Here is a 13,299-nt window from a genome sequence, read left to right as displayed (position 1 = left end):
CCCCATCTCTAAACCCCCCCCCCCCCACCCTAACCCCCCCCCCACCCCCCCCACCGCCCCCCCCCCCCCGCCCCCCGGGCCCCCCCGGGCCGCGGCGCCGCTGCAACGGGAGACCAGCAGCGCCGAACTCGTCCAGGTCGACGCGCTCGTCCGCGCCACCGAAGCCCGCGTGGCCTTCGGGGTCGACGGGCGACGCACCACTGTCGCCGTGCTCGACACCGGCCTGCGCACCACGCACCGCGACTTCGCGGGCCGGGTCCGCGCGAGCCGCAACTTCACCCGCGACAACGGCGGCGACCCCGGCGACGCCACCGACGGCCAGGGCCACGGCACCAACGTCGCGGGCATCATCTGCGCGGGCGACCTGCACGTCGGCATCGCACCGCGCGCCTGCGTCGTGCCGGTCAAAGTGCTGTCGAACACCGGCGACGGCTCGTTCGCCGCCATCCGCGACGCCCTGCGCTGGGTGCTCGCCGAACGCGCCCGGCTCGGCATCACCGCGGTGTGCATGTCGCTCGGCGCCTCCGACAACCGCGTCACCGACAGCGACCTGGCAGGCGACGCCGTCGGCCGCGCCATGGCCGAGCTCACCGAGGCAGGCGTTGCCTGCTGCGTCGCCGCGGGCAACGACTTCTTCGCCCACGACAGCGCCCAGGGCATGAGCTATCCCGCCATCTTCCGCCACACCCTCAGCGTCGGCTCCGTCTACGACTCCGATGTGGGTCCGTTCGGCTACCTGTCCGGCGCGAAGGCCTTCCGCAGCGGGCCCGACCACATCACCCCCTTCTCCCAGCGCCTGCACGAGAGCAGGGGCGGGGAGTGCGCCACCGACATCTTCGCCCCCGGCGCGCCGACCACCTCCTCCGGGATCGCTGATGACACCGGCGAGTCCGTGCAGCACGGGACCAGCCAGGCCACCCCAGTGGTCGCCGGGGTGGTGCTGCTGCTCCAGGACTTCTGCCTGAAGACCACCGGACGGCTGCCGTCCGTCGCGGAGGTGCGCCGGTGGCTGTGCGAGGGGGCGGTGTGGATCAACGACGGCGACGACGAACACGACAACGTGCGCCACACCGGGCTGGATTTCCGGCGGGTGGATGCGCTGGGGGCGCTGAAGGCGTGTGCCCACGATTTTTCGGGATCGCCGGGCCGGTCGTCCGATCGCTAGCCTCGGCGGATGAGAGTGAAAGTGGATCTGAACGAGCTACGGACCCTCGAGGGGGAGGTCAGGCGTGCGGTGACCGCGCTCGATCACGGCTCGCGCATTCTGTCGGACGCGGTGCCGGGGCCGCAGGCGTCGGCCTACGGCGGTGACCGCGTCTTCGGCAACACCAGTGCCGGGTCGATGGTGCTGACGCTGCACGAATGGACAGCGTTGCCTGCCGTGAAAGCCGTGATGAAGGCGTTCTCGGGCACTGTGGAGGCCGATGCCGAGCGGATGGAGTTCGCGATCTCGCTCTACGGCTCCATGGACGCCGGGAACGCCGAGCGACTGCTGCAATCCGACAGGCAGGGCTTCGATCTGGTGAGCGTCCATCTGAGCAACGGTGGCGAGCACAGCGAGCTGCAGGCGCGTCAGATAGAGCGCCTGCGCGCACTCTTCAGCAACGGACCGATGGGCAATGTCGTGATCGGCGGCGACTTCAACGCGACCTCCATCGGCAACGGCGACTCGGCCCAGCAGATCCAGAAGTTCCGCGCCGAAGGCTTCGACGTCGATGCGGGCAGGATCGACGACGGTCGCGGTGGCACCTCGGCGAGCAATATCCCGATCGACCACATCCTGCCCCGTGGGGTCGGCTCCACACCTGCCGAGCGCTGGGAGCGAGAGGAATCCGACCACGACGGGCAGCAGGTCGATGTGACACTGCCCGCCTGGTAGCGCCTGCGTCAGTCGACGTTGATCCGAACTCGGGTGGCCGATCGCGGCTCGTCGCCGGGGCCGAGGTCGGTCACCGAAACATCGCCGGTGGTCACACCGTCGCCGACCCGCACGAGCACCGCGTTGCCGAACTCGCGGTCGCCCAGCGGGGAATACCACTGAGTTCGTTCCGATGCGGGGCCGAAGTGGACCTCCCACTTCTCCCCGGGAGGCGCCAGCTTGTCGAGTTCACGGCCGAGTGCCTCGGCGCCATCGCGGAACATCTCCTGCAGGGTGACCACATCGACATCGGCGTCGGCGATCCGCCTGGCGATCTCGTCCATATCGTGCGTCTGCGTGCCCTGGCCGAAGGAGAACAGATTGTTGCCGTCGCCGCCCTGCTGGATGTTCCAGTTCAGCATCCGCAGCGTCCGCCGCGACCACCTGGTCTTCGCGGCCTCGAGTCGGCTCGCCGCGGACTGCATGATCCCGTGCTGCTGGTTCAGAGCCGAATCGGCTCGTGACCTGACCTGGTAATAGGTCGAGTCCAGATCGTCGACCAGTCGGCCCTGTTCGTCGTCCTCGGGGAGGAAGACGATCGTGTCGTCGTCGGTGTAGTGGCGCACCCGCGGTTCCACCGCCGCTCGGGCCGCGTCCAGCAGGCCCTGGTGGAAACGCAGGGTCGCGATGCACGCCCCGATCGCGTCCGCGATCTGTCCCGCCGCGTCCGCACAGTCGTCGAGGTCGGCCACGAGTTCGCGGCGGTGAGTGTCGTACCGGTTCGCGGCGGGGCCCGCCCACACGTCGGTGCCGAGCGCCCTGTTCGCCGCCGAGTTGATCGTGTCTGCCGCCCACGACAGCTTCTCCTGCTGGGCTTTCCACGTGGACTCGTGGACAGCGAGTCTGCCCAGATCTGCCCCGAGGTTTCGCACCCGCACCGTTCGCGCCATGTGATCGAGGTTGTGACGCGATCGGTTCGGTGACAAGACGGGTATTTCGACGGCGCCCCGCGGGCACCGGATTCGGTGCCAGCCGGGCGCGGTGTTCGCGAGGGCTTACAGCTCCCTGGCGATGATCGACTTCATGATCTCGTTGGTGCCTCCGTAGATGCGCTGCACCCTGGCGTCCTCGTACATGCGGGCGATGAGGTATTCGCGCATGTAGCCGTAGCCGCCGTGCAGCTGGACGCAGCGGTCGATGACCTCGCACTGCTTGTCGGTGAGCCAGTACTTGGCCATGGCGGCCTCGGCGGCGTCGAGTTCGCCGCGCACGTGCGACTGGATGCAGTGGTCCAGGAAGACCTCGCTGGTGCGGGCGATGGTCTGGCACTCGGCCAGTTCGAAGGCGGTGTTCTGGAATTCGAACAGGCTGTGGCCGAACGCTTCCCGCTGCTTGCTGTAGGCGACGGTGTCGTCGACGGCGCGTTTGGTGGCGCCGACGGCCTGGGCGGCGATGATCAGGCGCTCCTGCACCAGCTGGGCCATCAGCTGGCCGAAGCCGAGGCCCTCGCGCTCGCCGAGCAGGTTGGTCACCGGCACCCGCACATCGGTGAACGACAGCTCGGAGGTGTCGGCGCCGTGCTGGCCGACCTTGTCGAGCACCCGGCCGACCGAGAAGCCGGGCTGGTCGCGCAGGTCGACGATGAGCATGGAGATGCCCTTGGCGCCCGCCTTCGGGTCGGTCTTGACCGCCATGACGATCACATCGGCCGAGGAACCGTTGGTGATGAAGGTCTTCGAGCCGTTGATCACGTACTCGTCGCCGTCGCGGACGGCGGTGGTCTTGATGGCCTTGAGGTCCGAGCCCGCGCCCGGCTCGCTCATGCCGATGGCGCCGAGGATCTCGCCGGTCGCCATGCCGGGCAGCCAGGTCCGCTTCTGCTCTTCGGTGCCGTATTCGAGGATGTAGTGCGGCACGATGCCGCTGTGCACGGAGATGCCGAGCGACAGGTCGCCCGCGTAGCCCTGCGCTTCGAAGACCGCGAGGTCGTGGGCGAAGGTGCCGCCACCGCCGCCGTACTCCTCCGGGATCGAACAGCACAGCAGGCCCAGCTTGCCCGCCTCCAGCCACACCTCGCGATCGATGCGCCGCTGGGCGTCCCACTTCTCCCGGTGCGCGACGACGGAACGCTCGAAGAACTGTCCGGCGAGCTCGGACAGCGCGCGGACCTCGTCGTCGTGCCAGGTGGGAACGTATTTCTTCATGTATCGCCTTCGTAGATCGGATGCGGATTCGTGTGTGGCCGCTACACGGACAGGATCATCGCGATGCCCTGGCCGCCACCACCGCACAGCGCGGCCGCGCCCGTGCCGCCGCCTGCGGCCTTCAGCGAGTGCGCCAGCGACAGGGCGATGCGCGCGCCGGACATGCCGACCGGGTGACCGACCGCGATCGCGCCGCCGTGGATGTTGACCTTCTCCGGGTCCACGCCGAGCCGACGCGTCGAGGCGATGGCGACGCCGGCGAAGGCCTCGTTGATCTCCAGCAGGTCGAGATCGGCGACGGTGGTCCGGCCGTCGCGCTTCAGCGCCGCCTCGATGGCGTTGGCGGGCTGGTGCAGCAGGGAGGTGTCCGGGCCGGCGACCAGGGCGTGCGCGCGGATCTCGGCCAGCCATGTGATGCCCCGCGCCTCGGCGAGGTCCTTGCGCATGACCACGACCGCGGCGCCGCCGTCGGACAGTTGCGAGGACGCGCCCGCGGTGATGGTGCCGTCCTTCGCGAACGCCGGGCGCAGCGTGCCCAGCGACTCGACGGTGGTCTCGGCGCGGATGCCCTCGTCGGCGGCGACGGTGACGGCGCCCTTGCGGGAGGCGATCTGCACCGGCGTGATCTCGTCGGCGAAGCGGCCGGATTCGGTGGCCGCGGCGGCCAGGCGGTGCGAGCGGGCGGCGAACTCGTCCTGTTCGGCGCGGGAGATGTTCTCCGCGGCCTGGTAGCGCTCGGTGGAGGCGCCCATCGAGATGCCGTCGAAAGCGCAGGTCAGCGCGTCGCGATCGAGGGCGTCCTCGAAGTTCGTGCCGCCGTACTTCAGACCGGTGCGGGCGCCGCGCACCAGATAGGGGGCGTTGGTCATCGACTCCATGCCGCCCGCGACGACGACCTCGGCCGCGCCGGTGGCGATGAGCCGGTCGGCCTGCATGACGGCCTCCAGGCCGGACAGACAGAGGTTGTTGACGGTGGTCGCCGGAACGGTCATCGGCAGGCCGGCGGCCACCGCGGCCTGACGCGCCGGGTTCGGGCCGACACCGGCCTGCACGACGGTGCCCATGACCACGGCGTCGATGTCGGCGGCGGTGAGGCCGGAGCGCTCGATCGCGGCGGCGATGGCCCGCCCGCCGAGGTCGGGCGCGGTCAGGGCGGCCAGCGCGCCAGCCAGCTTGCCGATCGGGGTCCTCGCCCCCGCCACGATGACGCTGCTGCTCACTGCTGTTTCTCCTTCATCTGTTCAGCAGTTCGGGACGACCGGCGCTTGGCACGAGACGCCGCTCATCTGCGTGGTCATCCAATAGTCGGACGTCATCCTAAACGGCGCGGTCGGTGACGCAGCGGGCGGCGGCCCCCTTGATGGTCACCAGCTGCGTCCCGAGCGCGTGGAAATCGAAGGTCACCGTGCAGGTGTGGAACTCGCGGCCGAGATCGTGCAGCAGTTCCATCCACTGCCAGCTCACCGCGATCTCGGTGTCGATGGGGCCGAGCTTGTCGCCGATCGCGGCACCGGCCCGGTGCCGCAGCACGCGCAGGCGCCACTGGCCGATGAAGCGGCGGAACCGGTCGAGGGCGGTGCTCGCCTCGTCGGTGAGCCGGGCGACGGAGGCCAGTTGCCCGTTGACCGCAAGGGTCTGCTCGGCCATGCCCGCCAGCCCCATCGCGGTGGCGTCGCACAGCAGGGGGACGGCCGCGAGGGTGTCGGCGGGGGCGGTGCCGTCGACGACCTCGTCGGCGAAGGCGGCGACCATGCTGTTGTAGAGGGCGGCCAGGGAGATGCGGAAACGCAGCTCGGTCACCGCGGCCCGCAGCCGGTCCAGCTCCGGGCGCAGGTGCTGGAGGACGGCGACCGCGTCTCGCATGGGTTCGCCCATCACACGGGCGATGTTGAGCAGGTCGGGATGTTCCTCGGCGACACCGGTGGAGGCCTCCCTGGCCGCCGCGACGGATCGGTCGATACGGCGGGTGATGTCGGTGACCTGGACGGCGGCGGTCATGAGCCGGTCGCACAGCTGCTGGTAGTCGCTCAGCCGCCCGACCATCCGCGCGAGCATCCGGTCCACCGACGTGGTCCCGGTGAGCACCTCGGCGATGGGGCCGTGGGCGTTCGGGCGCAGCGAGGCGGCCGAGACCAGGCGGGCGCGCGCGGTGATCTCCGCGGGCAGCGCCTCCTGCATGAATTCGTCGTAGTCGTGATAGCCGTGCCGCTGGAGTGCCTCCTCCAGGCCGAGCGCCCCCTGGGTGGCGGCCTCGCGCCGGTCGCAGCCGGCCCGGATCGCCGCCCGTTCGGCGCCGCTGGCATGGGTGTAGAGGTCTTCGGCCAGCTCGAAGTACCGGCTGCACGGCGCCATGCGCACCGAGACATAGCCACCGGGAACGGGACTCATCGTCGCGAAGACCCAGTACGACGCTCCCGCCTTGGTGCGGTTGCGCACATACACCCCGACCGGCCCGCCGTCGCCGAGGCGATCCCACATCAGCCGGAACATGCCGGCGGGCATGTCGCGATGGCGGACGATGTTGTGCGGCCGGCCGGCCATCTCCTCCAGCGTGTAGCCCGACACCCGGGCGAACACCGAGTTACCGAGACGGATCACCCCGCGGCGATCGGTGGTGGAGAAGAACAGCTCCGTCGGACCCAACGGCACCACGCCGACCGGGATCGGCGAAGTCGGTTGGATCGCAACACTCTCAGCGAAGGACAGCACGGGGGCGATCGTAGGGCAACAGTCAGCGACGACTGTCGGGGTGGAATGGTGATCCTGACCGCATCGGACCCGAAAGATCTTCGTAAGGACGGGGATTCGCCTGCGGCGCGGATGTGGGCGGCGAGCGGAACAGGGGCGTGAGTCCCCCGAAATGGGGACTTTGGTCGGCTGTCGGCAGCGTGCCGGCAATCGGATGTCCCCTGGTGTGCCGTTCGGGGTGTTCAGGTATTCCGGCGACCGCCGATCGGGACTAGCATCGCCCCCGACGCGAGGCCTCGCCGAGACGTCGACCCTTCGACCACAGGAGGTTCCATGAGCGAGCACGAAGTCAAGATGGTCATCCTGTCCACCGACGATCTGGACGAATCGCTCGAGTTCTACACGAAGACCCTGGGGATGTCGCTGAAGTTCCGCGACGGCACCCACTTCGCCGCGCTCGACGGCGGCCCGGTCACGCTCGCCCTCGCCACCGCCGTCGACCACCCGATTCCCGGCCAGGTGGTGGTCGGAGTGAAGACCGCCGACGTCGACGCCGCCGCGAAAGCGGTGGAGGCCGCCGGCGGCGGCATCGTCACCGGGCCCTATGACGACGCGCACGAGCGCAGGGCGGTGGTGTTCGACAACAAGGGCAACGGCATCGTCTTCTACAGCCCGCTGGCCCGATAGCGCGCTCCGCCCGGCGACAGCATCCGCAGCTGGGGCACCGTCGCCGCCCTCGCCGCGGGCGGATTCGGATCGGCTCGAGCCGGACCGGCGAACCTCCGCCGACCGACGACTACCGTATGCCGCGTGGATCTACAGCTGAAGGGCAAGCGGGCCATCGTCACCGGTGGTAGCAAGGGCATCGGACGCGCGGTGGCGCGCGGTCTGGCGGCCGAGGGCGTGGACGTGGTGATCGCCGCCAGGTCCGCCGAACCGCTCGCCGCCGCGGCCGAGGCCATCGCGGCCGAGACCGGCGGCCGGGTGCTCGCCGTGCCCACCGACACCGGTGACGACGGGCAGGTGCGCGCCCTGGTGGCGCGGGCGGTCGCCGAACTCGGCCGGATCGACATCCTGGTGAACTCGGCCGCCACCCCGTGGAGCGCGGGCTCGCCCGCCGATCTCGCCGCCACCTCCGACGAGCTGGTTCGTCGGGAGGTGGAGATCAAGGTGCTCGGCTACCTGCGCACCGCCCGCGCGGTGGCCCCGCACCTGGTCGCCCAGGGCTGGGGCCGCATCATCAACATCAGCGGACTCGGTGCGCGCCAGGCCAACTCGATCGCCCAGACCGTCCGCAATGTCGGCGTGTCCGCGCTGACCAAGAACCTCGCCGACGAACTCGGCCCGCACGGCGTGAACGTCACCGTGGTGCATCCGGGACGCACCCGCACCGAGCGACTGACCGACCGGCTCGCCGCCCGCTCGGCCGAGACCGGCGTGCCGGTGGCCGATCTGGAGGCCGAGCTGGCCACCAACTCGCTGCGCCGGGTCGTCGACGCGAGCGAGGTCGCCGATGTGGTCACCTTCCTCGCCTCGCCACGCAGCGTCGCCATCACCGGTGACGCGATCGCGGCGGGCGGCGGTGTGCCCGGGCCGGTGTACTACTGAGCACGTAGCCTGGAACGGGGCTCGGCTCGGCCCCGAGGTGCTATCCAGGAGGGTGACCATGGCGGTGCGAGGACTCAACCACGCGGTGCTGTTCGTATCCGATGTGGCACGCAGCGTGGAGTTCTACACCACGGTGCTCGGATTCGAGAAACTGCCGCTGGACCATCCCGGCGTGGCCTTCCTGCGCGGCGCGAATTCCGCCAACGACCACGACCTCGGCCTGTTCCCGGCCTCGGGCCCCCGCGCGGCCGACGGCGCGGTCGGCCTCTATCACCTGGCCTGGGAGGTGGAGACGCTCGCCGAGATGGCCGCCACGCGCGACCGGATGCGCGCGGCGGGCTGCCTGACCGGCGCCGCCGACCACGCGGCCACCAAGGCGCTCTACGGCCGCGACCCCGACGGCATCGAGTTCGAGATCACCTGGCTGGTGCCCGACCATCTGGTCGAGGCCGAACTCGTGCCGCCGGTCGCTGCGACCCGCCCGCTCGACCTGGACGCCGAGATCGAGCGCTACGGCCCGCGCACTCCGGGCGGCCCGCGTACCGACCGCCACCTCTACGCCCGCCTGGCCGCTCGCGCGAAGGGCGAATGACGGCGTGCGTCCCGGCTCGAGCGGACTGTCGCGCCGCTGCCTCGTGCTGTCGCTGCTGGCCTTCGCGGTCGCGGTGGCCTGGTTGCTGCTGGCGGACGTCGACCGGGTGCCCGGCCGCCTCGGCGCGGATGGCGAGGTCGAACGCTGGGATTCCGTGGCCGGTTTCGCCGGTGCGATGACGGTGACGACCTGCCTGCTCGCCGCGGTGTTCGGTGGCGCGCGGTGGCTGCTGCCACATCTGCCCGCCTCGGCGATCAACCTGCCGAGCCGAGCCGCGCACGCCCACTGGACCGACGAGGCCCATCGCCCGGAGTTCGACGAGATCGTCGCATCCGGGCTGGAATACGCCGGCGCGGCGATCCTCACCGTCCCTACCGTGCTCGTCGTGACCTCGGGCCTGATCGCCACCGGCGTCACGGTGCCCGCCGCGGTTCCGGTGGTGCTCATCGCCGTCGCCGTGGCGGCCTGTCTGGCGGGCGTGGCACGGATCATCGTCCGCACCCGACGTCCGTGATCGTCCGGGCGGCGGCGGTCGTGTGCCCGCTGCCCGACTAGACCGGCAGCGGCGCCGTGGGCGGGAAGACGACCGGCAGGGCCGACAGGGCGCGGTGGAACGGGCCGGGCCGCCACACCAGTTCCGCCGGCGGGACGGCGAGGGCCAGTTCGGGGAGGGTGTCCAGCAGGTGGTCGATGACGTCCTGGGCGAGCAGCAGGCCGTAGGGGCGGGCCTGGGCGGGGCAGGCGTGGTCACCGGTGCTGAACGCCAGATTCCAGCCGTTGTCGAGGTATTCGCCGGTGTTGATCTCCGGGTCGGTGTTGCAGGCGGCCATGCTGATGATGACCGGCTGGTTGGCGGGCAGCCACACGCCCTCGACGAGGATGGGCTGGCGCGGGTAGGTGATGCAGTAGTTGGCCATCGGCGGGTCGGTGGCCAGGCGTTCCTCCAGCGCCGACCTGGTGGACAACGGCAGGCCGTGCTCACCGGTGGTGAACCGGGAGTCGGTGAGCATCAGCAGCAGCGTGTTGCCGATCAGGTTGACCGGCGGCTCCACGCCTGCGGCGAACAGAAGCACCAGCTGGTGCACCATCTCCTCGTCGGTCAGCTGGGCGGGGTGCTGCATCATGCGGGTGGTGACGTCGTCGCCGGGATGGGTGCGCTTGAGGGTGACCAGGGCCATCAGCGCCTCGCCCATCATGGTGTTCACCGTCTCGGTGTCGACGCCGTCGAACATGGCGGCGCTGGCCTTGGCGACCCGCTCGCCGATCTCCGGGGGGCAGCCGAGAATCTGGCAGAAGACCGAGAAGACCAGCGGCAGCGCGTATTGGCTCAGCACGTCGGCGCGGCCGTCGCGGCAGAAGGTGTTGACGATCGGCACGGCCGAGGACTCGACCGCGGTGCGCACCGAGTTCAGGTCGATGCCGGCCAGGGCGTGGTTGAGCACGCTGCGGTAGCGGGCGTGCTCGGCGCCGCTGGTGCGGATCGCGTTCGGCCGGTACTCGATCATCGGCATGATCGGGATGTCCGAGGGCACCGTCTTCTGCCAGACGCTCGGGTCGGCCGGGAAGTGGGCGGAATCGCCGAGAATGCGCACCGCCGTGCTGTATTTGATGACGAGCGTGGCCGGCACGCCCGGCCACATCTCCACCGGCACCAGCGGGCCGTAGTTCATTTCGCGCATCCGGCGGTACGCCCCGTGCGGGTCGGCCGCGAATTCCTCGCTGTAGATGGGGATTCTGGGACCGGTGACCTCGATCGACCGCTTCGGGTCAGCGGTAGCACCCTGGAGTGGGTGTTGCAGATGCACGTAATCTCCTCGATCTCGGTTGCGGGAACGCGGCGCGGCGAGGCGATGGTCGGGCGCCTCGGTTCGGTCGTGCGGCTTCAGAGCGTGTGCGCGCGTTGGTCTTTGCGGAGAATACTGTAGGCGAGAGCCGCAGCGGGCGCACGGCATCGGTCCACTGGTCAGGGGCCCTGAACGGCGGTGGCGGCGGGATTGCCGGGAGTTCGACGGCACTGCCGGACGCGGTGTTCCGGCGCTGGCGCCGGGGAGCCCCCGGCAGATGCCGAGGGCTCCGTCGATCGGTGCGCGGGCGGGGTCAGGCGCTCTGCAGCGCGCGGATGCGCGACTCCCAGGCGGCGGGCAGATCCTCCGACAGCACGGGGGCGCCGAGGATCTCGTCGTCGAAGCCGAAGGCGTCGAGCAGCGCGGGCAGGTGCTCGACCACGGTGTCGATGGCCTTGCGCAGCTCTTCCTTGACGGTGCGCGCCGCGGCGGCGTCGATCAGGCCTCGGGTGAGATACCAGGCGGCGTGCTGATCGAGGTAGTGCAGCGCGAAGACCTCGCGCACGGCCGCGATCTCGGGATGGGTGGTGTCGTTCTCCAGCAGCCCGAGGGCCTCCTCGGCGCAGTAGGCCTCGGCCAGCTCGAGCGCCTCGGGGATGACCGCGAGGCGGTCGGCCAGCTCCGAGGTGGCCAGGTGCGCCTGCGCCTCCTGCACGATGGTCAGCGTGCGGGCGCCGAACAGACGCCTGCGGTCGGCGGGATCGGCCGGATCGTGCGGGACGGGCTCCGGCGGGGTCTTGCCCGCCAGCTGTTTGGCCAGCACGCGTCCGGCGACCGAGCCGAGCACGTGGCAGTCGCCCTCACCGGTGATGGCCGCGTGGCAGACACCGAGGTAGTCGGCGATCCGGTTGGCGCTGAACATGCCCTGCGCGCCCATCTTGATGCGGCTGTGGGTCACCGTGTCGAGCGCGTGCAGCTGGATGAAGTGCTTGGCCAACATCACCGACACCACCGTGTCGCGGTGGGTGAGATCGGCTTCGGCGAGCTGGGTCTTGATCGCGTTGCCGAAGACGGTGCGCGCGACGGTGCCGGCCAGGTCGGTGATCAGGGTGTCGCGCACGTGCGGGATGTCGAGCATGACCGGGGTGTCGGTCGGCGTCAGCGGCACCAGGCGCCTGCTCGCGTAGTTCAGGGCGATGTAGAGCGCGGCGCGGGCCGAGGCGTTCAGGCAGGACGACAGTGCGAGGCGGCCGACGGTCAGCTGGCTGATGGCCGAGGGGAACGCGCGCTTGCGGCTGGTGGCGTCGCGCCAGGTCAGCACGCCGTTGTCGTCGATCGTGGCAAGGTCGTTGCTGAGCCAGGCGTCGCGGTCGACGCGCAGGTTGTCGAAGCTGATGACCGAGTTGTCCATGATGACCAGCGGCTGGTGGTCGAGCTGGGTGATCGTCACCCCGGGGGCGGGGTTGCCGTCGGGGCCGCGTAGTCGCGCCGCGAACAGGTGCACGCCCTGGTCGACGCCGGCCGCGTCGATGAACCGTGCGCCCACCACGCACACACGGGACACCGGGATTCCGACGCTGGGCATGAACTTCCTGGCCCTCGGGTTCGGCGTGTTGATGACGAAGCCGTCGCCGTCCCAGGTGGCCGTGGTCTGCATGAAGCCGATGTTGGAGCCGCACCCGTACTCGGTCAGCAGCATGACGCCGATGGCCGTGGCGTCGTCGAGGTCGGCCAGATAGGGAGCGGCCGCCTCGGGCGCGGTGAGGGTGGCCAGACTGCCCGAGGCGAGGTTGTAGTGACCGGAGATCAGTGGGATCAGGTCGGTGGCCAGCACCGCCGACCAGTCGAACACGGCGAACAGTTCCGGCAGGTCGGTGGCGACCGCTCTGGTGCTGCCGATCTCGCCGACCAGGTAGCGCAACTGGTCGTAGGCGTTCTGGCGCCGTTGCTCCTGGCTCTGCGCGTCGGTGACGGCGAACTGCGGATTGCTCAGGATCTTCTGCAGCCGCTGATGGAACTCCGAGCTGCCGTGCCGAAGGAAATCGGCCAGTGATGACTGTGCCTCTTGCCCATTCGTAGCCATGATCGCTCCTGGTTCATCTATCGGCCCCAGCCCAGCGCTGGGGAACGCTCAGGCGGCCGCCGGGGGGTCCTCGGCACGTCGGTGCCGGTCACGGGCCGATCCAATGAGTCGCGGCGGGGTAGCAAGGGTTCGGAACGGTTGTTTCGCCGCTGTGCGGCAACGGAAGTCGACAGATGCGCCCGCTCGCCCGCGGCCTGCGCGTTCGGAGGGGGAGGGGCGGGGTGCAAGTGCTGCGACCTGCGAAGACAGTGGTGGCGCGAAACCAGCCAGTACCGTTCGCGACACAGGAGTCATTGTTGCACAGAAGCTTTGGAAGTTCAGGGCAAGTGATGTGCGCATGGTTGCGGTGGGTGACCTCGGACACAGACGGAGAGGCCGGGGGGGGGGTAGGCCAGCCGGCGGGACCGGGGGGGGACCCCCGAGGGGGGGGGGTTGGGGGCCCCCGGGCCCGGGCGCCCGGTTTGTGGGGGGGGGGGGGGTGG

Annotated in this window: 12 protein-coding genes; 6 read left to right on the top strand and 6 right to left on the bottom strand. The window is 70.3% G+C overall.

The window, feature by feature from the left end:
• A partial coding sequence (locus tag QH283_RS12830) for a S8 family peptidase (RefSeq protein WP_348538281.1) occupies positions 1 to 1,165 on the top strand: 1,165 nt, incomplete at its 5' end.
• A 9-nt stretch (positions 1,166 to 1,174) separates the two neighbouring features.
• Positions 1,175 to 1,879 (top strand): endonuclease/exonuclease/phosphatase family protein, encoded by a 705-nt coding sequence (locus QH283_RS12825; protein WP_280503229.1) that lies wholly within the window; start codon positions 1,175 to 1,177, stop codon positions 1,877 to 1,879.
• A gap of 8 nt (positions 1,880 to 1,887) precedes the next feature.
• Here QH283_RS12825 and QH283_RS12820 read toward each other — a convergent pair whose 3' ends face one another.
• From QH283_RS12820 to QH283_RS12805, 4 genes are all read right to left on the bottom strand, one after another.
• Positions 1,888 to 2,808 carry an endonuclease/exonuclease/phosphatase family protein gene (locus tag QH283_RS12820; RefSeq protein WP_280503228.1) on the bottom strand — a complete coding sequence of 307 codons (921 nt, stop codon included), beginning with the start codon at positions 2,806 to 2,808 and terminating at the stop codon, positions 1,888 to 1,890.
• A gap of 105 nt (positions 2,809 to 2,913) precedes the next feature.
• Positions 2,914 to 4,062, bottom strand: coding sequence for an acyl-CoA dehydrogenase family protein (locus tag QH283_RS12815; protein ID WP_280503227.1), 1,149 nt, complete (start codon positions 4,060 to 4,062; stop codon positions 2,914 to 2,916).
• Between the two features lie 41 nt (positions 4,063 to 4,103).
• On the bottom strand, positions 4,104 to 5,282 hold the full coding sequence (locus QH283_RS12810; RefSeq protein WP_280503226.1) for an acetyl-CoA C-acyltransferase: 1,179 nt from the start codon (positions 5,280 to 5,282) through the stop codon (positions 4,104 to 4,106).
• A gap of 97 nt (positions 5,283 to 5,379) precedes the next feature.
• Positions 5,380 to 6,714 carry a PAS domain-containing protein gene (locus tag QH283_RS12805; RefSeq protein WP_280503225.1) on the bottom strand — a complete coding sequence of 445 codons (1,335 nt, stop codon included), beginning with the start codon at positions 6,712 to 6,714 and terminating at the stop codon, positions 5,380 to 5,382.
• 369 nt (positions 6,715 to 7,083) lie between these two features.
• Between QH283_RS12805 and QH283_RS12800 the strand changes: the two genes are divergently transcribed.
• From QH283_RS12800 to QH283_RS12785, 4 genes are all read left to right on the top strand, one after another.
• Entirely contained in the window at positions 7,084 to 7,437 is a 354-nt protein-coding gene (locus QH283_RS12800; RefSeq protein ID WP_280503224.1) for a VOC family protein, read from the top strand.
• Between the two features lie 123 nt (positions 7,438 to 7,560).
• Positions 7,561 to 8,358 (top strand): SDR family NAD(P)-dependent oxidoreductase, encoded by a 798-nt coding sequence (locus QH283_RS12795; protein WP_280503223.1) that lies wholly within the window; start codon positions 7,561 to 7,563, stop codon positions 8,356 to 8,358.
• Between the two features lie 58 nt (positions 8,359 to 8,416).
• Positions 8,417 to 8,950 (top strand): VOC family protein, encoded by a 534-nt coding sequence (locus QH283_RS12790; protein WP_280503222.1) that lies wholly within the window; start codon positions 8,417 to 8,419, stop codon positions 8,948 to 8,950.
• Between the two features lie 4 nt (positions 8,951 to 8,954).
• Positions 8,955 to 9,464, top strand: coding sequence for a hypothetical protein (locus tag QH283_RS12785; RefSeq protein WP_280503221.1), 510 nt, complete (start codon positions 8,955 to 8,957; stop codon positions 9,462 to 9,464).
• A 37-nt stretch (positions 9,465 to 9,501) separates the two neighbouring features.
• Here QH283_RS12785 and QH283_RS12780 read toward each other — a convergent pair whose 3' ends face one another.
• Positions 9,502 to 10,755, bottom strand: a complete 1,254-nt coding sequence (locus tag QH283_RS12780; protein ID WP_280503220.1) for a cytochrome P450 — start codon at positions 10,753 to 10,755, stop codon at positions 9,502 to 9,504.
• Positions 10,756 to 11,047: 292 nt separating this feature from the next.
• The gene (locus QH283_RS12775) at positions 11,048 to 12,817 is read right to left on the bottom strand and encodes an acyl-CoA dehydrogenase (RefSeq protein ID WP_280503219.1); all 1,770 of its coding nucleotides are present in this window, start codon (positions 12,815 to 12,817) and stop codon (positions 11,048 to 11,050) included.
• Positions 12,818 to 13,299: the final 482 nt, after the last annotated feature.

The organism is Nocardia farcinica (genome assembly GCF_029867845.1).
Taxonomy (GTDB): domain Bacteria; phylum Actinomycetota; class Actinomycetes; order Mycobacteriales; family Mycobacteriaceae; genus Nocardia; species Nocardia farcinica_A.
This window is presented reverse-complemented; position numbering and strand designations above follow the sequence as displayed.

Coding starts and splice junctions, on each gene's coding strand:
- QH283_RS12825 (WP_280503229.1), top strand. CDS start 1,175: ATGAGAGTGAAAGTGGATCTGAACGAGCTACGGACCCTCGAGGGGGAG.
- QH283_RS12820 (WP_280503228.1), bottom strand. CDS start 2,808: ATGGCGCGAACGGTGCGGGTGCGAAACCTCGGGGCAGATCTGGGCAGA.
- QH283_RS12815 (WP_280503227.1), bottom strand. CDS start 4,062: ATGAAGAAATACGTTCCCACCTGGCACGACGACGAGGTCCGCGCGCTG.
- QH283_RS12800 (WP_280503224.1), top strand. CDS start 7,084: ATGAGCGAGCACGAAGTCAAGATGGTCATCCTGTCCACCGACGATCTG.
- QH283_RS12790 (WP_280503222.1), top strand. CDS start 8,417: ATGGCGGTGCGAGGACTCAACCACGCGGTGCTGTTCGTATCCGATGTG.
- QH283_RS12775 (WP_280503219.1), bottom strand. CDS start 12,817: ATGGCTACGAATGGGCAAGAGGCACAGTCATCACTGGCCGATTTCCTT.